General features: G+C 66.5%; 19 protein-coding genes and 1 tRNA gene. 9 read left to right on the forward strand and 11 right to left on the reverse strand.

The features are described from left to right. Positions 1-2: 2 nt before the first annotated feature. Positions 3-2,021: a DEAD/DEAH box helicase gene (locus FB391_RS07835; RefSeq protein WP_141893895.1), complete on the reverse strand. Its 2,019-nt coding sequence runs from the start codon at positions 2,019-2,021 to the stop codon at positions 3-5. After that, positions 2,018-2,368, reverse strand: a complete 351-nt coding sequence (locus tag FB391_RS07840; RefSeq protein ID WP_185843000.1) for a helix-turn-helix domain-containing protein — start codon at positions 2,366-2,368, stop codon at positions 2,018-2,020. The genes FB391_RS07835 and FB391_RS07840 overlap by 4 nt, the downstream gene beginning before the upstream one ends. 155 nt (positions 2,369-2,523) lie before the next feature. On the opposite strand from FB391_RS07840, the gene FB391_RS07845 reads away from it, so the two are divergent. The 3 genes from FB391_RS07845 to FB391_RS07855 all read left to right on the forward strand — a co-directional run bounded on the left by FB391_RS07845 (position 2,524) and on the right by FB391_RS07855 (position 5,280). Next, positions 2,524-2,994, forward strand: a complete 471-nt coding sequence (locus tag FB391_RS07845) for a hypothetical protein (RefSeq protein ID WP_141893897.1) — start codon at positions 2,524-2,526, stop codon at positions 2,992-2,994. Between the two features lie 90 nt (positions 2,995-3,084). Next, positions 3,085-4,656: a DNA recombination protein RmuC gene (locus tag FB391_RS07850; RefSeq protein ID WP_246093413.1), complete on the forward strand. Its 1,572-nt coding sequence runs from the start codon at positions 3,085-3,087 to the stop codon at positions 4,654-4,656. Between the two features lie 219 nt (positions 4,657-4,875). Further along, positions 4,876-5,280: a (deoxy)nucleoside triphosphate pyrophosphohydrolase gene (locus FB391_RS07855; RefSeq protein ID WP_141893898.1), complete on the forward strand. Its 405-nt coding sequence runs from the start codon at positions 4,876-4,878 to the stop codon at positions 5,278-5,280. On the opposite strand, the gene FB391_RS07860 is transcribed toward FB391_RS07855, so the two are convergent. Then, on the reverse strand, positions 5,277-6,368 hold the full coding sequence (locus FB391_RS07860) for an SRA domain-containing endonuclease (protein WP_141893899.1): 1,092 nt from the start codon (positions 6,366-6,368) through the stop codon (positions 5,277-5,279). The two genes, FB391_RS07855 and FB391_RS07860, sit on opposite strands and share 4 nt — an antisense overlap. A gap of 242 nt (positions 6,369-6,610) precedes the next feature. Here FB391_RS07860 and FB391_RS07865 point away from each other — a divergent pair, with 242 nt between their 5' ends. Further along, entirely contained in the window at positions 6,611-6,847 is a 237-nt protein-coding gene (locus FB391_RS07865; RefSeq protein ID WP_221886291.1) for a hypothetical protein, read from the forward strand. A gap of 1 nt (position 6,848) precedes the next feature. Here FB391_RS07865 and FB391_RS07870 read toward each other — a convergent pair whose 3' ends face one another. Together FB391_RS07870 and FB391_RS07875 are read right to left on the reverse strand one after the other, a co-directional pair. After that, the gene (locus FB391_RS07870; RefSeq protein ID WP_141893900.1) at positions 6,849-7,430 is read right to left on the reverse strand and encodes a hypothetical protein; all 582 of its coding nucleotides are present in this window, start codon (positions 7,428-7,430) and stop codon (positions 6,849-6,851) included. Between the two features lie 39 nt (positions 7,431-7,469). Continuing rightward, positions 7,470-8,306 carry a restriction system modified-DNA reader domain-containing protein gene (locus FB391_RS07875; protein ID WP_141893901.1) on the reverse strand — a complete coding sequence of 279 codons (837 nt, stop codon included), beginning with the start codon at positions 8,304-8,306 and terminating at the stop codon, positions 7,470-7,472. A gap of 540 nt (positions 8,307-8,846) precedes the next feature. Here FB391_RS07875 and FB391_RS07880 point away from each other — a divergent pair. From FB391_RS07880 to FB391_RS07890, 3 genes are all read left to right on the forward strand, one after another. Next, entirely contained in the window at positions 8,847-9,710 is an 864-nt protein-coding gene (locus FB391_RS07880; RefSeq protein WP_141893902.1) for a hypothetical protein, read from the forward strand. Positions 9,711-9,897: 187 nt separating this feature from the next. Further along, positions 9,898-10,197, forward strand: a complete 300-nt coding sequence (locus FB391_RS07885) for a hypothetical protein (RefSeq protein ID WP_141893903.1) — start codon at positions 9,898-9,900, stop codon at positions 10,195-10,197. Between the two features lie 262 nt (positions 10,198-10,459). Further along, the gene (locus tag FB391_RS07890; RefSeq protein WP_141894679.1) at positions 10,460-11,590 is read left to right on the forward strand and encodes a tyrosine-type recombinase/integrase; all 1,131 of its coding nucleotides are present in this window, start codon (positions 10,460-10,462) and stop codon (positions 11,588-11,590) included. 208 nt (positions 11,591-11,798) lie between these two features. Here the strand turns inward: FB391_RS07890 and FB391_RS07895 are convergent. The 3 genes from FB391_RS07895 to FB391_RS07905 all read right to left on the reverse strand — a co-directional run bounded on the left by FB391_RS07895 (position 11,799) and on the right by FB391_RS07905 (position 12,587). Beyond that, positions 11,799-11,870: transfer RNA gene (locus tag FB391_RS07895), tRNA-Arg, on the reverse strand. Positions 11,871-11,971: 101 nt separating this feature from the next. Next, positions 11,972-12,253: a Fe-S cluster assembly protein HesB gene (locus FB391_RS07900; RefSeq protein WP_141893904.1), complete on the reverse strand. Its 282-nt coding sequence runs from the start codon at positions 12,251-12,253 to the stop codon at positions 11,972-11,974. A 133-nt stretch (positions 12,254-12,386) separates the two neighbouring features. Beyond that, positions 12,387-12,587 (reverse strand): hypothetical protein, encoded by a 201-nt coding sequence (locus tag FB391_RS07905; RefSeq protein WP_141893905.1) that lies wholly within the window; start codon positions 12,585-12,587, stop codon positions 12,387-12,389. Positions 12,588-12,746: 159 nt separating this feature from the next. On the opposite strand from FB391_RS07905, the gene FB391_RS07910 reads away from it, so the two are divergent. Together FB391_RS07910 and pntB are read left to right on the forward strand one after the other, a co-directional pair. Further along, a complete protein-coding gene (locus FB391_RS07910) occupies positions 12,747-14,300 on the forward strand; it encodes a Re/Si-specific NAD(P)(+) transhydrogenase subunit alpha (protein WP_141893906.1) in 1,554 nt (517 codons plus the stop codon). Beyond that, the gene (pntB, locus tag FB391_RS07915; RefSeq protein WP_141893907.1) at positions 14,297-15,718 is read left to right on the forward strand and encodes a Re/Si-specific NAD(P)(+) transhydrogenase subunit beta; all 1,422 of its coding nucleotides are present in this window, start codon (positions 14,297-14,299) and stop codon (positions 15,716-15,718) included. Before FB391_RS07910 ends, pntB begins: the two co-directional genes overlap by 4 nt. Before the next feature lie 64 nt (positions 15,719-15,782). On the opposite strand, the gene FB391_RS07920 is transcribed toward pntB, so the two are convergent. The 3 genes from FB391_RS07920 to FB391_RS07930 all read right to left on the reverse strand — a co-directional run bounded on the left by FB391_RS07920 (position 15,783) and on the right by FB391_RS07930 (position 17,875). Continuing rightward, entirely contained in the window at positions 15,783-16,133 is a 351-nt protein-coding gene (locus tag FB391_RS07920; protein ID WP_141893908.1) for a histone-like nucleoid-structuring protein Lsr2, read from the reverse strand. Positions 16,134-16,214: 81 nt separating this feature from the next. Then, positions 16,215-17,138, reverse strand: a complete 924-nt coding sequence (locus FB391_RS07925; RefSeq protein ID WP_141893909.1) for a helix-turn-helix transcriptional regulator — start codon at positions 17,136-17,138, stop codon at positions 16,215-16,217. 131 nt (positions 17,139-17,269) lie between these two features. After that, a complete protein-coding gene (locus FB391_RS07930) occupies positions 17,270-17,875 on the reverse strand; it encodes a methylated-DNA--[protein]-cysteine S-methyltransferase (RefSeq protein ID WP_141893910.1) in 606 nt (201 codons plus the stop codon). Positions 17,876-17,927: the final 52 nt, after the last annotated feature.

Here is a 17,927-nt window from a genome sequence, read left to right on the forward strand (position 1 = left end):
GCCTATTCCGGCCACTTGAATCCACCAACTACGTTCGCCAGGAAGCGACGACTACCCCCCGCTTCGAACCATGCATGTTCAAATGAGTTCACGTAGAACCTACTGATCGGGGTGCCGAGCTGCTGCCAGGCGTCGATGAGGCGACGCGCATTTTCGGCCTGCTCGGACTCGCCTCCCGTGTCGGCGATTTCCCTACCGCCCTTTACTGCTCGCTCAATCGCGCCCTGGCCCCGTTTCGACAAGCGGAACGTACCTCCCAGCTTGTCTGAGGGGCCGAGATACTCGGCCCCGGGAAGCAATGCGGCTGCGTCCGGTTGCGGTGTGGTGTCGGTATCGGCTTCTACCTCATCGGCAACGAGGAATGGCTCGTCCAACTTGCCCACGACCCAAGGCGTGGGCGATTCGCCCCGGACGTCCCATACGATCACCAGGCGGTGGAGTGGTGTCACACGGAAGCGGCCGCCTCTGTCGGCCCTCAGCGCATGCACCATCTCGCCTACGCCCTGAGGGTTCACGATGAGCCGCTTGAATGCGTTGTGGACGACGCCAGTCGAATCGACGCTGTATTCCTGACCAGTCACCTCACCGGGCCAGATCGCGGGCAGCGTCGAATTGCTCACAGCTGACCACGCCTCGTCCTCAACGGGCAGCGGCTGCCTCGGCGGGCCAGGCAGCGGCTCTGGGACTTCGCGGTCGACTTCCCATTTCCAGTAGACATTGGATGCCTCACCCGTGATGTCCGACCAGTCGGCCTTGCCGTAAATGAGGTCATCGACGGAGTCATCCACGTAAAGCAGATGCATCCGAGCTACCTTGTCTGGATTCTCGGAGCTACGACGAAGCACCCGCCCGAGCGATTGGATTCTCTGTCTGACGGATGCGGCAGATGCAACGGAGATCCCCGTGTCAGCCTCCGGCACGTCGATGCCTTCGATGAGGGACTTCACTGACACCAGTACTGGTGACGCGCCGGAGGCGAACTTGGACAGTGCCTCGCGGCGCGCGCGGTCCGGCAGTCCTGAATGTTCTAGTGCCACATCTACGCCGGGCAACTTTCGCGCGAGTTCGTCACGGAGCGACTCGGCCTCGCCCACTCGTTCATGAAAGAGGATCACCCGGGGCGGGGTTGAGTTCGGCGCGCGATCGAACGCGTCAGCCACGAGTTCAGCAGCGACGCGGTGGCGCTCTGCAGCACGGTAGAGGAGGTCTTTCCGTTGGCCGGTCACCGATACCCATCGCCGTGCGGCTTCGCCGAGGTCATCATTGCGGCGAGCCAACGACCGCGCCCTGAGCGGGTCGCCGCCCAGCCCCCGGATCCCATCGCGCGCATCGTCGACCTGGCGGCTCAGCGTGTCGTAACGTACGCGTTCTTCCGGCATGAGCGACACCGCGTGATGACTGAGTGTGTAGTTCGGCAGCCAGCCCGAGAGGCGCGCATTGCGTAGACCGAAGCTGAACACCACTCGGCCGAGCTTCTGTCCGACCACCTGCTCGTCGTACGAGAGAGGTTCACCGTCCTCTCCGATCTCTTCGCGGTCCGGCGTCGCGGAAAGTCCGAGGCGAAACCTCGCCGGCGAGTCCAGCACTCTGCTGTACTTCGGGGCACCCGCGCGGTGCGCTTCGTCGACGATCAGCATCACCGGGTCATGATCGCGAGTGATCTCAGGGAGTGCTCTCGCAGCAGTGTTGAGGACGGCAACGAGCACCCTTCTGCCATCGAGCGAGTCCCGCTTGCCCGCTCCGAGGATGCCGACCTGATCGCGAGTGATTGTTGTATAGCGAACGATGGACTCGACCCACTGCCGGGCAAGCGCCTGGGTCGGCACAACGACAACAACCTTGAGGTTTGGGGTCTCCTCCGAGAGTCGGGCTGCGCAGGTCAGGGCGATCAGTGTCTTCCCTCCGCCGGTCACCACTTCGACCGTTCCACGACCGCGCCGGCCATCGACGCCGTTGAGCCACGCGGTGACGGCTTGTCGCTGCCAGTCGGCCAGCTCGAAGCCTTTCGTGGAGAACGTCACTTCTGCCTCTCGAGCGCCGCGCGGACTGCTGCGCGGATGATCGGCTCTAGCTGATCGATCACCTGGTTCACGATTGCGTCCTCGAGATCGCGGTCGGCCGCTGCGGTGGCCGCGGCTTGGAGCGAGTCGACGGCCGAACCAACCGCGGCCTCAGACTCTGAACTCCGCGCGCGCGCCTCGAGCTCCACGAAGTCCATGTCCAGCGCCGACGCGAGGTTGTGCAGCGCTCGGTCTGACGGGTATTTCGCGCCCGTCTCGAGCTCGGAGACATAGGGGTAGCTGAGGCCGGAGGCTTCAGCAAGGTCGCGGCGGCTCATTCCCCGCGCTTCGCGGGTGACCCGCAGCACGACTCCAAGCCCTTGCTTTGGTAGCTCTGCCACTGGTCTCTCCGTCGATCGAAAAGCAACAAGTCTGCCTCTTGACAGTTGCGTAGGTTTCTGCATAATCTTCTGCATACGCACAGCAGAGGGCTATGCAGAGATACTACGCCGGAGGAGTCACCGTGTCTAACGGAAGCATCGTGCTGAAGCGTCGGACCCGGGAATCGGTGCAGCATGAGCACGATCGCGACTGCGGGTTTCGCCGGCACCGTCGCAATGCCACCAAACCGGGTGGCGAACGCGTCCACCAGATTATGCGCGCCGATCTGCTGTCGCTGGGCGTGCTTACGAAGGGCACCGTAGTCCGGGCTCGGATTGCGTTTGCGGACTGCGATGACTACAAGGTCCGACCTGCGATCGTTGTCGGCCGCCGTGGGCGGGTCGTCACCGTGGTGCCGTGCTCGAGCTCGCCGCGAGCAACGACTTCGGGCGACATCCCGATCGCTCAGCTCGACTGCGCCGGCCTGACGACTGGAACGACCGCCCGCACGGGTCGAACCCTTCTGATCGACCGAGTCGACTGCATCGAGGTACTCGGCTATCTCGGCGCAGAGGACGCCGCGCGCATCTTTAGCACCCTCCATCGAGCCTGACACGCGGCTCGGCCCCCAAGCCGTTCAATCCCAACGAGTACATGCCCTAGCACCGGGCGCCGCCAACAACACCTGGAGTCTCAATTGCAGTTGCTCGTCACTGTCTTCACCATCCTCAACGCCCTGCTCCTCATTGCAGTGGCGACACTCGTGATCTCGTTCCGTCCTCGTCGGCAGACCGCTCTTGATCTCGGCCCGGTTCAGCAAGATCTTCAGGCGATCAGGGGCGAGCTCCGTGCGGACCTGTCGACTCAGCGACAGGAGTTGCGTGACAACTTCAGCGCCGGGCAGCAGCAGCTCGAACAGCGGCTTTCTGCGGCTGCGAGTGCGCAGGCAGATGATCTCGCCCGTGACCGGGAGGCGCGGGCCGACGCGCAGAGTCGGCTGGACGCCGCCCTGACTATGGGTCTCGCGACTATCGCGGACCGTGTGGACTCGCAGGGCCGGGCGACTCAGGCGGGTCACGTTGAGTTCCGAGGGGCGCTGGAGGGTCGCTTCGACGTTCTCCGCAAGGACTCAGACGGCAAGCTTGAGCTGATCCGCGCCACTGTCGACGAAAAGCTCCAGGGGACGCTTGCGGAGGCTCTACGTGAGAACGCCACCAAGATCCAGGACCTCACGTCGGCTAACGCGGCCAAGCACGTCGAGATGCAGACGCTGCTCCGGGATGAGCTCGAGAAGCTCCGCACTGGCAACGAGGCCAAACTCGAGAGGATGCGCGAGACCGTCGACGAGAAGTTGCAGGGAACCCTCGAGAAGCGGCTCGGTGCCTCGTTTGCGCTGGTGAGCGAGCGACTGGAGCTGGTCCAGAAGGGCCTCGGCGAGATGCAGACTCTCGCCTCGGACGTGGGTGGCCTCAAGCGCGTACTCACGAACGTGAAGAACCGCGGTAGTTGGGGTGAAGTGCAGCTGTCTCGACAGCTCGAGGACATCCTCACCGCGGGTCAGTTCGAGCAGAACGTCGTTATCAAGGCAGGCACGCAGGAGAGCGTCGAGTTCGCAGTCAAGCTCCCTGGACGCGGCGAGGACGATGCCCCGGTCTACCTTCCGATCGACTCGAAGTTCCCGCAGGAAGATTACGAGCGGCTGCTCGAAGCCCAGGAACGCGGCGAGAAGTCCGAGATCGACGCTGCGAGTAAGAGCCTCGAACGGGCAGTTCTTGCGCAGGCGAAGACGATCGCATCGAAGTACATCGACCCGCCCCGCAGCACTGACTTCGCGATTATGTACCTCCCTACGGAGGGTCTGTTCGCGGAGGTAGTTCGTCAGCCTGGGTTGGCGAGCAAGCTTCAGAGCGAGTTGCGTATTCTGATCACCGGCCCCACCACTCTGATGTCGTTGCTCAACAGCCTGCAGGTGGGCTTTCGGTCGCTCGCAATCGAGAAGCGAAGCTCCGAGGTGTGGCAGGTGCTGAGCGCGGCGAAGTCGGAGTTTCAGAAGTACGGCCAGGTTTGGGACAAGCTCGGAAAGCAGCTCCAGACAGCGCAGAACACCGTCCAGGAGGCAGGCCGGCGCACTCGCGCTGTCGAGCGCAGGCTGCGCGACGTCGAAACCTCCGAGGTCGACGCCACGGCTGTGTCAACCGATCCCACGGTCATGTTGCCGATCGACGCTGGCGCGGATCTCGACCTCTTGAACGAAGGTCTCACCGCCAGCGTGTAAGGCCGGCGGAGATGAGTCGTGGGGTCGGGCCGATCTGATCCCACGACTCGTGGTGGGAGCATCACGGGCCAGTCCTGCGGCGCCGGGCAGATGACCACTCGGTCCCGCGGCATCATCGGCTATCGAACGTGTCCCCAAACGCGCCGTAGGCTAACTCGCACGACAATCGGCGCGTGAACAAATGCGGGCCGACGAGCAGCCACTCCGAAGGGCGCGACAGTGCGTAAGCAGATCAGCGTTGTCGGTGCAGTGATCGTTCGCGACGGCAACGTACTGTGCGCGAAGCGCGGCCCGTGGGGCAGCCTCGCCGGGCACTGGGAGTTTCCGGGCGGCAAGGTTGAGCCAGGCGAGACCGCACGGAGCGCTCTCGAGCGGGAGATCGCTGAGGAACTCGCCTGCAGCATCGATGTGGGAGCCAACCTGACGACGACGATCCATGAGTATGACTTCGGTGTCGTGACGCTTACGACGTTCTGGTGTCGGCTGATCGAGGGTACGCCGCAGTTGGTGGAGCACGCCGAGGTCCGGTGGTGTCCGCCGAGCGAGCTCGAAAGTCTCGACTGGGCGCCGGCCGACGTTCCGGCGATGCGGATGATCGTCGAGGGCGCCAGGTGTAGCCGCTAGGGCTGCACCAACTCAAATGAGTCTCCATCGCGGGAGGCGAGGGTGATTCCCAGGTCAGCCGTAAGTTCCTGCAGGTCGGGCTCTGCGCGTCCGGGCAGCAGGATCATCGGCGTCACCTGCGCATCGAGCGCACGGGCGTTGTGGGTGTAGTCCAACACCTGACCGATAGCCATTCGGACGTATTCGCGGCCCGTTGACTTCTTCGCCTCAACCACCCAACCCTCGGCCTCCACGTACATGTCTGGCTCGATGATCGCTCCGGCGACGGGAAGCCGCAGTCGGCTGGGCGGCGTGCCCCGATCGGTGAGCCACCGTCCGAAGTCCGCCTGAAGCTGAAACTCCTGACGCGACACGACACGATCGCCTGGCGGGAGCTGAGTGGCATCAACAATCGCGTTGATATCAGAGGCGTCGGGCGGGTCCCAGCGGCCGACCTGTGGCTTGAGGAGCCGAAGCTGGCCGGGGTTCGGAGCGAGCAGCGCGGGGTTGGCATCCAGCGGCACGAGGTTGAAGATGATAGCCCGCCGAGGGTTACCGTCAGCGCCAGGAATCTCGTGGAAGGAACAGAGCGGATCTCCCGTGGTGAACGCACCTACATAGGTTGCGTAGGGCGGCTGAGCGTTAAAGACACGAATCGTGCGCGCCTCGTCCGCAGCATTCAGTAGCGCCTTGTTCCCGCGCGTGAACTCCTGGTGCCCGGACTGCCCCTCGCCGGTGTACGCGAAGCTTCCGTCAGCCTGCAGCCCTTCGTGAAGGTCGTAGCCATATCGCGACCCCCGCGCCGGATTAGTGAAGATGAAAATGTCGGGAGTGCGGCTGGATGAAGAAATTCCGCCTTGCTGACCGCCACCATACTGACGATGAAGCTGCCGGCGGCGCACGGTGTCTCCGACTTCGAGTGCCCATTCGCGCGGCGCGCCGTCTGCAGCAGGCAGCCTCGACCGCACCTCCTCGGACTGCAGGTCGTCGAGGACCCAACGAGTCGTGTCCGCGGGCAACGTTCCGTATAGGTCGCGGAGTATCTGACGGACCCGCTTTTGACTCACGCCGGCCTCCAGCGCGAGCAGCGCCGGAGTGGTCGGATCCATAGCCGGCAGCGTATCGGTCGTGGCGGGTCGGTTGTTGGAGCTTGTCGGACCGCACGCGTGTCGGAAGCGGCGCGCGGTCGCCTTCTTGTGTCGTGACCACGACACGGCGCTGCAAACGCTCGGCCGGGAGAACCCGCCGGTTCTCACCTATGAGCTTCTGATTCGCAGAAGGCACCGCGCTCTCGGGATCGAACCCCGCCTTTCAGCGCGAGAATTCGGAGGCGCGTACCTTCTTGGTCCAGATGCGCCTTTCCACCTCCGAGCTGCGGGACGAGATACGGCATTCCTTCTGGCTGCTCAAACGGGCCGCCTCGGCGAAGGCTCTTGAGCGGCTTCTGAAGCAGCACGAGGTCTTCAAGGACTACACGATTGTCCTTGCCGCCGGCGACGGTCGCACGGAAGACGACACCGACTCGGTCCCAGCGGCGGGCAAGGCCTGTATGGGGGTCGCAGGGTGGGTCGACCGGCGGCGGTGCTGAGTCACGTGGGAGGCTCGATAGGCCGCAGAGCTCCGGCCGCGTCCAGCAGCTTCAGCGACGCCAGGACGGCGTTGTCGCGGTACGTTTTCGAGCTTGCAACCGCGCGAACAGCCTCCACGACCTCACGTGACCCGATAACAGCGACCGGGCCGACGCCCAAGATCTGCTGGGCGCACCACTCGCGCACCGCAGCCTCGTGCGCGGCGCCCGCGAACTTCCCGACGTACAGGCGCAACTCGACGAGCTCGATCGGGTACCCGAAGCGAGATGCGGCGCCGGAGACGACGCCGTCGCGGACGACCGGGTTATTGATCACCGCGTACTTCGCATTCCACACCTTGTCAGCGCTGTCACCGCGCACATGCGCGGCGACCACACCGCGGGAGCCAAAGAACGACTTGACCGTCGCAAGCACCAGCCGGTCCGCACGGGCGCCGACGAGGTCGACCTCGAACCCGTGCGTCTGGTACTCGGGATACGCTGTCTTCGACGTTCGGATCGTGACCGGGAACTTTAGCGCCTCGGAGACGACGAGGCCCTCTGATTCCATCGCCAACGCGACGAACTGTTCGAAAGCTTCCACGACGCCGAGCGTATCCGCCTGGCCCGGGCCGCAGTCGTCTCAGTCCTCTGAGCGGGTTGGGAGCTGTGCGCGCAGCGAAGACAGCGATGGCCCCGAGAGGCTGCCGACCCGCCACATCTCCCAGCCTCCGAATCCTCCGGAGCTTGTACCGTCAAACGCCGCGGCAGCAGCCCGTGACGGGTTGCTGTACCCGGCACCATTCACAAGGATGTTCCCGTCCGGAGCTATCGTTCCCCGCCCTTCGAGGCCGTGGCGAGTGCAATACAGCTCCGACCCGGCCTGAAGGAGCCCCTCAGCGAGGAGGTCGGCGACCGTGCCGGGAATGGCTGTGCGGGTGAAGGTCGTCGTCGGTGCCGACTGCGCTGGGACGTCGTCGAGCCGATCCATTCGCAGACCGGTGAGGCGAATGGCGGCAAAGATCGAGGGCATGATCGCGTCCAGCGGCATCATCGCCGGCGCCGACAGCGTGGTGTCCTCGTCGACCTTCCCCTTGACCACAGTCAATCCAGGAATCGCGTCGAGTTCTGCAGCAAGACGCCCTTCGAGGTAGCCGATATCAGCGGAGCTAAATCCATGGGAGGTGTCGCGCTTTATGAGCACGGCACGCGTCCAAGCTGGCACCTGCGCGTTCGACCGCCTGTGCACCGCGAGCCGATCGCGGAGCTTGGTGGACTGCCCGACGTATATCTGCCGGGAGCCGTCGTCAACGAGCAGGACATAGATGCCTGGGCTGCTCCACTCCGCCTCGGCAAGACGCAGAATCTCTTCGCGAGCCACGTAGGCAACCCGAATCGCATGCTCCGTGAAGTCCGCCACGATGGGTGCATTCGCCGATGAGGGAATCTGGACTGTAGCGAGGACAGCGGCTGAGCTCATTCCTCCATCATGCCGTCGGCCGCCGACCGTGAGCATGTGCCGGTGATCGCCGCGGTGCGCGACCGCTTTTGGACTGAGGTGACCTGTACATGTGCGTGGCGGACGATCGCGGTGCGGCAGGACCGGCGGGTGTCGGAGGCACTGACCGCTGCTGTCCCGGCGTGGTAGTGCACCCTTTCTCAAGCGACCGGGTCGTAGTCCGCCTAGGAGGCGAGCGCGATGCGACGACCCACGCCCTCACCTCGCTCGACCCTGAACGGCCTAGCCGGATTCTCCCAGACAGTCGCCAGCGAGTAGCACCGAATGTGGCGGCACCAGCGGGGTCAGTGGTCCATCTAGTCCTGGCGCCGTGGCGGCAGCGTGTGCGGCGCATGTATTGCACACATTTCGGGTAATGGGTTACTGCTGCTGTGCAGCAGCCCAAGCGGGCAACAAGAGTCCGGGGAGACGCGATGGGGACGGAATGGCTGCTGCTCGCAGTCCCGAAGCAGGACTACGACGAGCTCAAGCACATGGTCGACTTCCGGCAGAAGCAGCGCGGTGAAGCACCAGCCCCCCACCGCGGAACAAGTGCGGGACAGCCAGCTTGCGAAAGACGCCGTCGTCCGTGCCGCTTTCGCCAAGCACGAGCCGTGGCCGGAGCATGCGCTTGCTCGTCTGGCTGAGGGCTCCGCGATCACGACGCAGCGCTTCGCGCAGGTGGTAGACCTGTGCGCGGCAACGCCCGGGGAGGACCACCGCTACTCCACGGAGGAGCTCGCAGAGAAGACCGGGATGAACGTCAACGAGTGGCGCTCCGCCTGCCGGAAGATCCGGCTTCACCTCGAGAAGCACCACCCCGAGATCCCGCGGACCGACGCCGGCAACCCGGAGTGGCCGCTGGTGGACATGTCCGGCCGCACCCTCGGCGAGCGCGACCAACTGTACGTCGGCATCACCGAGGAGCAGGCTCGCCGATGGAGGACCGTGCGATGCCTCGCCAGCGCCCCTCAATATGCGTCGCTGGATACCGCGCTGCGCAACAAGCACGTCCCGGTGGCGAACGACCGGTTCATCAAGGACATGCTGCACGCTGTCGGTGTGGAAGGCGCCTACCAGACGACCGGGTACATCGTCGTCGTACGTGCCGGGGTGGGCCCTGACCTCAACACCTATCGGGGCGCCACCAACGGGTTCGTCTCCAAGGAAGAGGTCATCGCTGTTGCCGGCGAAGGACCGCGCCGGGAGCCGAGCGATCAGACGGGACTGTGGCGGGTCGTCCATCCTGAGGATCCCGGCGGGCGCGAGTCCGGGCCGACGAGCAGCCGAACTTCACCGCGCGACTACGGTCAGTGCCCGGAGTGCTTCAGTCCGATGACGCCGAGCGGGTTTTTCACGGGCGTGGGGTGCGAGCACGCCGGCTGAGCTAACCGAGGGCTGCTCCGTGGACGAATTTCGCGACATATGACCAGCATTTGTGTCGTGATGATAAGAAACCCCACATGGCCCAAAATACTGTCCGCCGCATCGGTTACGGTGGCCAGAAGAGAGGCAGGTGGTGCCGATGGGGAAGGACCAGAAACCCAGTGCGAGGCAGGAAAGAGCGCAGCTCGTGGACAAGTGGCGCAGAGAGAACGGGCTATACCCCCATCAACAGCCGGAGGCGCAGGAGGCGAGGAAGCGCAGGCAGGCTGCCGCGGCGAAGAAGCGCGGGAGGCAGCCTCAGCACAAGGAACCGCCCAGGCACCGCACCGCGGAGAGGACGAATGCGAAGGGCGAGAAGATCCTCGTCCAGTACGGCACTACGAAGGCATCCAAGCGCAACCCGGTGCGCCTGACGGACGGCATGGTGCATCCGGTCAACGTGGACTTCGCGAAGCCGCACGGCCCGACGTCGGACCTCGCGGAGTAGCTGCGGCCGCGTGTCTGAACTGTTGCGCTGCAGCAACAGAACCGTGCACCGTTAGGGTGAGCCTCTGCGATGAGTGCGGCGAGAATGGAGCCGTGCTCGATCGCTTCACTCTCGGCGTCGGAGGAGGCGCCCCTCGACTCCAACACCATTTGACGACGTCTTCCGCCATCTATCCACATCTGTCGTCGGCCGCATTGACGGCCTCCGACCAGTGTTCGACACTGGCCCAATACTGACGATCGAGCCGGCACGGGAGGTCGAGATGGGCAGCATCACCCCCTACGAGTCGGCGAAGGGCCGCCGCTACCGCGTGCGCTATCGCAAGCCGGATCGCACCGAGGCGGAAAAGCGCGGCTTCACGACGATGCGCGAAGCGAAGCTGTACCTCTCGATGGTCACGGTGTCGAAGTCGAAGGGCGAGTACATCGACCCGTCCTCGTCGCGGGTTCCTGTCCGGATGTTCGCCGACAGCTGGCTGCGATCCAAGCAGCCGCCGATGTCGAAGCCCTCGTACTACATGACGCTCGAGCGGGCGTGGAAGAACCATGTCGCGCCGGTATGGGCCGACAGGGAGATCTCGTCGATCCGGCGCTCGGAAGTCCAGGATTGGGTGTCCGACCTTGCGACGCAGAAGTCGCGCACGGTCGTTCTTCGAGCACTGGGAGTCCTCGCCGGCATCCTCGACGTCGCCATGGACGATCGCCGCCTCGCGAGCAATCCAGCCCGCCATGTGCGCAACCTTCCCCGGCACGGGCCGGGCAAGCGTCGCGTCTACCTCTCGCATGACCAGGTCGCGACGCTGGCGGCGTGCTCGGCGTATCCGACGCTTGTCCTGACGTTGGCGTACACCGGCCTCCGCTGGGGCGAGGCGACGGGACTGCGCGTGCGCAGCGTGAACCGCCTCCGACGGCGCTTCGTCATCGAGGAGAACGCGGTGATGATCGCGTACGAGATCCATGTCGGCACGCCGAAGACGCACGAGAAGCGCTCGGTCCCGTACCCCGAGCGTCTCGCTCCGATGATCGACCAGGCGTGCGCCGGGAAGGGTCCCGAAGGGCTGCTCTTCGGCGACGAGGTCAATCACATGCGCAACTCGGGCAGCAAGGGATGGTTCGCGAATGCGGTCCGGCGCGCGCAGGAGTTCGATCCATCGATCCCTCGGCTCACCCCTCACGACCTCCGCCATACCGCCGCGTCACTCGCGATCAGCTCGGGTGCGAACGTGAAGGCCGTACAGCGGATGCTCGGGCACGCGTCCGCGGCGATGACGCTGGACACCTATGCCGACCTCTTCGACGACGATCTGGATGCCGTCGCGACCCGTCTGAACGACCAGATGCCGTTGGTGGCGCTGCCGTCAGGGCCGCAGACTCGCTACGCCCGACCTCAGTGACCCCAGAGAGCAGATTGCTCAGTATTTCGACGAGGCAGATCTCGCCCGAAACGCTCGATTTGACGCTCTCAGACGTCCCGCGAAGGCCGTTGCAGACGGCCGTTGTCGGCGCTCCAAAATTTAAGAATGCGGGCAAAAAGCGGGCAAAAACGCGTTTCGCGTGGTCTGACCACAGAAGAAACACCTGGTCAAGGGCAAAAAGAGACTGTGCCCCTGGAGGGACTCGAACCCCCAACCGTTTCCTTAGGACGGAACTGCTCTTCCATTGAGCTACAGAGGCTGGCCGAACGAGTCTACCTGGGCACGGCCGTCCCACGACGAAGGCCCCGGCATCCATCCGCGAAGGGACAAGTGGATGCCGGGGCCGCAAGCCGCGGGGCGTCAGCCCTGGGTCGCGAGGGCGAAGCGCACGGCGCCGTCGTCCGACAGTTCCGCGTCGAGGACGCGGTCCTCGAGTGCGATCGCGGCAGTCTCGTCGAGGAAGACGCGGGCGCCGTCCGTGACGACGATCGTGTCGGCCGGCTGCGGGTCGGGGGCGACGCTCAGCTCGAATCCGCCGGTGCCTCCCGTGTCTCGGATGCGGACGCCGCCGTCCTGGACGGCGGGCACTCGCGAGACGATCTCTTTGACGGCCTCGGCGGCGGTCTGGGTCAGCGTGAGCATGCGTTTCCTTTCCGTTGGGGCTGTGAACCGGCCACGATTCCGAGATCCGCGCCGGTCCGCAACCCCTACGCGCCGTCCGGTGCCGATTCGGAGGGAGCTCCCATGTTTTCGGTGGATGCCGCATCCCGGCCGGTCAGGGGCGCTGTCCGCCGCCTCCACCGGGTCCGGCGCCCATGCCGCCTCCCATGCCACCGCCGGCCACGTTGGAGCCCTCGGTGACGGTGGCAGCTGTCGTGCCGTTGACGGCCACGCTGTACGAGCCGCCGTCGGTCAGCGCCGGCCCGCTGTAGAACACCGCGCGGAAGTCGCGCCCGGCCTCGAACGTCGTGTCCATGCTTCATGGGTACGGGCCGCACTTACGACGGGTCTTGCCGCCTTCTATGAGGCAGCCCGGCGAAGAATCCTTATCGGATCAGAAAGTTCCGTGGTTTTCTGAGCCGTGTCGGGTGACTTACGTGGCGTACCGACGCGACGGTCTGACATCGTGGCACGCATGACCCGCATTGGCATCGTCGCCGAAGCGCCCGGAGAGAACCGGGTGGCCGCGACCCCCACCACCGTTCCCAAACTCATCGCCCTGGGCTATGACGTCGTCGTCGAAGCCGGGGCGGGGGCGGCGTCGTCGTTCCCGGATGCCGCCTACGCAGCATCCGGAGCCGTCGTGGTGGATGCGGCCACGGCCTGGGCGTCACCGGTGGTGCTCAAGGTGAACGCGCCGACGCCGGCCGAGATCGACCGTCTCGCCGACGGGGCGACCGTCGTCGCGATGCTGAGCCCCGCACTGCGACCGGACCTCGTCGACGCGCTCGCGACACGAGGCATCACCGCCGTGGCGCTCGACGCGGTGCCGCGCATCTCGCGCGCGCAGTCGATGGACGTGCTGAGCTCGATGGCCAACATCGCCGGCTACCGCGCGGTCGTCGAAGCCGCGCACGAATTCGGGCGGTTCTTCACCGGGCAGGTCACGGCCGCCGGCAAGGTGCCGCCGGCCAAGGTGCTCGTGGCGGGCGCCGGCGTGGCGGGCCTGGCGGCGATCGGCGCCGCGTCGAGCCTGGGCGCGATCGTCCGCGCGACCGACCCGCGCCCGGAGGTCGCCGACCAGGTGGCGTCGATCGGCGGCCAGTACCTGGAGGTGGTCGTCCCCGACGAGAATAAGCAGGTGTCGGCCGACGGCTATGCGAAGGCCACGAGCGAGGCGTACGACCGGCGGGCGGCCGAGATCTACTCGGAGCAGGCGGCCGACGTCGACATCATCATCACGACGGCGCTCATCCCCGGGCGTCCCGCACCTCGCCTCATCACCGCCGCAGACGTGGCGCGCATGAAGCCGGGGAGCGTCATCGTCGACATGGCGGCCGGTCAGGGCGGCAACGTCGCGGGCTCGATCGCGGGGGAGCGGGTCGTGACCGACAACGGCGTCGTGATCCTCGGGTACACCGATCTGGCCGGACGACTCCCGCAGCAGGCGTCCCAGCTGTTCGCGACGAACCTCGTCAACCTGCTGAAGCTGCTGACACCCCGCAAGGACGGTGTGCTCACGCTCGACTTCGACGACGTCGTGCAGCGCACGGCCACCGTCGTCCGCGACGGCGAGGTGACGTGGCCGCCGCCGCCCGTCCAGGTGTCGGCCGCCCCCGCCGCGGCATCCGCGCCCGTGCAGGCGTCGTCTGTCCCCGCCGCACGCGCCCCGATGTCGGCGGGTGCGCGCACGGCGCTCATCGCCGCGGGGATCGCCGCGCTCTTCGCCGTATGCGCGTTCGCGCCACCACCCCTGCCGCAGCACTTCCTGGTGCTCACGCTTGCCGTCGTCGTCGGCTTCTACGTCATCGGGCACGTCGCGCACGCCCTGCACACCCCGCTGATGAGCGTCACCAACGCCATCTCGGGGATCATCGTGGTCGGCGCCATGGTGCAGATCACGGCGCCCGACCTCACGGTGCAGATCCTCGCGGCCGTCGCGGTGCTGCTGGCGAGCATCAACATCTTCGGCGGCTTCGCCGTCACGCGTCGCATGCTCGCCATGTTCCGGAAGGGTGAGGCCCGATGATCGCGGTCGCGGGTGCCGTCGCCGCGGCGGCCTACGTCGTCGCGGCCCTGCTGTTCATCCTGAGCCTCGCCGGACTCAGCAAGCACGAGACCAGCCGCCGCGGGGTGACCTTCGGCATCGTCGGAATGATCGTCGCGCTCGTGGCGACGGTGTGGCTCACCGCCGCCGGCGCGTGGGGCACCCCGCAGGGCGCGACGGGGCTCGTCCTGCTCGTGGTGGCCGTCGTCGTGGGCGGTGCGATCGGACTGTGGCGTGCGCGCGTCGTCGAGATGACCGGGATGCCGGAGCTCATCGCCCTGCTGCACTCGTTCGTCGGACTCGCCGCGGTGCTGGTCGGCTGGAACGGCGCTCTGTACGACGCCGGACTCGACGGTGCCCTCGCCGACATCCACCATGCGGAGGTGTTCATCGGGGTCTTCATCGGCGGCGTGACCTTCACGGGCTCGATCGTGGCGTTCCTGAAGCTGTCGGCCCGCATTTCGTCGCGACCGCTCATGCTTCCCGGCAAGAACGTGCTCAATGTCGGTGCGCTCGTCGTGTTCGTCGCCCTGACCGTCTGGTACGTCCTCACGCCCGAGCTGTGGCTGCTCGTGCTCGTGACCGTCCTGGCGCTGGCGCTCGGCTGGCATCTGGTCGCCTCCATCGGCGGCGGCGACATGCCCGTCGTCGTCTCGATGCTCAACAGCTACTCCGGGTGGGCCGCGGCGGCGGCCGGCTTCCTGCTGAACAACGACCTGCTGATCGTCACGGGAGCGCTGGTGGGCTCGTCAGGCGCCTACCTGAGCTACATCATGTGCAAGGCCATGAACCGCTCGTTCCTGTCGGTCATCGCGGGCGGCTTCGGCATCGAGGCGCCGAAGGGCGGCGACGAGCAGCAGGGCGAGCACCGCGAGATCGACGCGGCGAGCGCCGCCGATCTGCTCGCGGCAGCCGGCACCGTCGTCATCACGCCGGGGTACGGCATGGCCGTCGCACAGGCGCAGCACGGTGTCGCCGACCTCGTGCAGAAGCTGCGCGAGCGCGGCGTCGACGTGCGGTTCGGCATCCATCCCGTCGCCGGTCGTCTGCCGGGACACATGAACGTGCTGCTGGCCGAGGCGAAGGTGCCGTACGACATCGTGCTCGAGATGGACGAGATCAACGACGACCTCGCCCGGACGGACGTCGTGTTGGTCATCGGTGCGAACGACACGGTCAATCCGGCGGCCGCCGAAGACCCGTCGAGCCCGATCGCCGGAATGCCCGTGCTGCGGGTGTGGGAGGCGTCGAATGTGATCGTCTTCAAGCGCTCGATGGCCTCGGGATATGCGGGCGTCGCGAATCCGCTCTTCTTCCGTGACAACACGCAGATGCTCTTCGGCGACGCGAAAGACAAAGTCGACGAGATTCTCATGCAGCTCTCACGGATTTCCGTCTGAGACGGAGAACAAAAGGCCCTCACGGCGATGCTGATCGCCGTGAGGGCCTTTCGTCGGATATCGGTCAGTGCGCTGCGTCGTAAGCGTCGAGAATGGATGCCGGAACCCTGCCCCGCTCCGACACCTTGAAGCCGTTCGCCTTGGCCCACTCCCGGACGACGCCGAGGTCGCGCTGACCCGCGCGGCGGCGGCCTGCGGCAGCGGGGGCGGGAGCGGTGGAGCGCCCGGAGCTCACGCGCCGGCCGGCGGAGGTGTAGGCCGAGAGGGCGTCTCGCAGTGCGGCGGCATTCTCAGCCGAGAGGTCGATCTCATATGCGATGCCGTCCAGCGAGAAAAGGATGGTCTCGCCGTCGCCGACTTCGAGGACGGTGCCGTCGATGTCGTCGACGAGCTGATGGATGATTTTACGGGCCATAAGCAATCACATTACGCAGGGCAATTGCATGGTGGCAAACAATTCGCCGGGACGCGCCGACAATAGGCGCGCGCAATGGTGTCAGGGAAGGATTCCGGCCCGGCGCGCCATGACGACGGCGGCATGCCGGGTCGACGCATCGAGTTTCGCCATCGCGGACTGCAGGTACGACTTGACCGTTCCTTCTTTGAGGTCCAGCGCTGTGGCGATCTCGGCGTTGGTCGAGCCCAGCGCGGCGCAGGCCAGGACGTCGAGCTCTCGGGGGGACAGCCGCACATCGAGCTCCACCGACTGCTCGGCGGGATCCTGCGAAAGGGCGGCCAGGCGATGCTCGAGGCGATCGAGTCGCGCGCGGACGGCCGGATCGGCCACGATCGCCGAGATGCTGCGCAGCTCGGCATACGTCTCGCGCAGCCCTTCCCGCGTCGCGGCCGGAAGGGTCGCAGGTGCCGCAGCGCCACGGTTGCGCGTCAGCCGGCGCTGCACCTCGTCACGGATGCGCAGCTCGCTCGACAGCTCGTCGGCCACCGCGAACGCGGGCCGCGCGACGACGTCGCCCACGGGCGCTTCGGCCCACGACCCGCAGTAGATGACGCCGCGGGCGCGGCCCGTCACCATGATCGGGACGGCGAACAGCGTCGCGATGCCCTCGCCGAGCACGGCACGGTCGTAGTCGTGGGTGATGCTGCGGGCCGAGCGGTAGTCGATGGCGAGGCGCGGTCGCTGCTCGATGAGCGCACGGCCGCCCAGACCGCGGGCGGCCTCGACGACGAGGCCGTCGAGGCTGTGGGTGCGTGCGCCATGGATCGACGTGACATGGATCGCGCCGTCGAGGACGAGGCCGCCGAACGCGACGGGGAATCGTGTGCGTCGCACGAGCTCGGCCACAGCATGGTCGAGGGCCTGTGCGTCGCTCAGGTCGTCGTCGGGTGCGCCGAAGGCAGCACGGACCCCCGCTCGAGCGCTCTCGGGGCCCGGTGCCTGGTGTGGGAGGGACGCGCCCACGACTACCTACTTCCGGGTGACGGCGTCCTCGCCGCCGGTTTTCGTAGCGTCGACCCTATCACCGGGCGCTCCCACGGGGGCGGGGGAAGGGCGGGGCCCAGGCGCTGCCTCGGCCCCGCGACGCGGGCGGCCTACACGCCCGCGGTCTGCGCATCCTGCGCACCCGGCGGGGCGCTGGGGATGCTCGGTCTGCTTTCGAGCTCGATGAGGAAGCGCTTGATGTCGGGCCGCCCCCCGTACTCGCCGAGCGACCCGTCGGCGCGCACCACGCGATGCACGGGGACGACGATCGAGAACGGTGTGGTGGCGCACGCGGTGCCCACCGCACGTGCGGCCCGGGCCACTCCGGCGGCGATGGCCACTTCGCCGTAGCCCGCGGTCTCGCCGTAGGGGATGTCGCAGACGGCCTCGAGCGCGGCGCGCGTGAACCCGCGCACGAGGCGCCAGTCCAGCGGGAGGTCGAAGTGCGTGCGGGTGCCGTCGAAGTACTCGTCGAGCTGCGTCTCGGCCGCGTCGAACGGGTCGGGCTCGACATCGGTCGCACGGCTGTCTTCGGCATCCTCTCCGATATCGGGGACAGGGACGGCGCGCAGCTGCAGCGAGACGCGCTCGATCTCGTTGTCGAGCGGGCCGTCGAAGGGATGCAGCGTCACGATGCCGTCGTCGGTGACGACGATGAGGATGTCGCCGATGGGCGACGGGTGGACGCGGTAGCGGGGCGGATCCGTCGTGGTCATGCGACCATCCTTGCGCTCGGGGACCCGCTCACAGCCGGCGGGATCGCGGACT

This window comes from Microbacterium kyungheense (assembly GCF_006783905.1).
GTDB lineage: Bacteria > Actinomycetota > Actinomycetes > Actinomycetales > Microbacteriaceae > Microbacterium > Microbacterium kyungheense.

Excerpts from the sequence above, each read along its gene's own strand:
- FB391_RS07890 (WP_141894679.1), top strand. The coding sequence starts at position 10,460 with ATGGGCAGCATCACCCCCTACGAGTCGGCGAAGGGCCGCCGCTACCGC.
- FB391_RS07930 (WP_141893910.1), bottom strand. The coding sequence starts at position 17,875 with ATGACCACGACGGATCCGCCCCGCTACCGCGTCCACCCGTCGCCCATC.
- FB391_RS07910 (WP_141893906.1), top strand. The coding sequence starts at position 12,747 with ATGACCCGCATTGGCATCGTCGCCGAAGCGCCCGGAGAGAACCGGGTG.
- FB391_RS07865 (WP_221886291.1), top strand. The coding sequence starts at position 6,611 with ATGCGCCTTTCCACCTCCGAGCTGCGGGACGAGATACGGCATTCCTTC.
- FB391_RS07875 (WP_141893901.1), bottom strand. The coding sequence starts at position 8,306 with ATGAGCTCAGCCGCTGTCCTCGCTACAGTCCAGATTCCCTCATCGGCG.
- FB391_RS07905 (WP_141893905.1), bottom strand. The coding sequence starts at position 12,587 with ATGGACACGACGTTCGAGGCCGGGCGCGACTTCCGCGCGGTGTTCTAC.
- FB391_RS07860 (WP_141893899.1), bottom strand. The coding sequence starts at position 6,368 with ATGGATCCGACCACTCCGGCGCTGCTCGCGCTGGAGGCCGGCGTGAGT.
- pntB (WP_141893907.1), top strand. The coding sequence starts at position 14,297 with ATGATCGCGGTCGCGGGTGCCGTCGCCGCGGCGGCCTACGTCGTCGCG.
- FB391_RS07900 (WP_141893904.1), bottom strand. The coding sequence starts at position 12,253 with ATGCTCACGCTGACCCAGACCGCCGCCGAGGCCGTCAAAGAGATCGTC.
- FB391_RS07920 (WP_141893908.1), bottom strand. The coding sequence starts at position 16,133 with ATGGCCCGTAAAATCATCCATCAGCTCGTCGACGACATCGACGGCACC.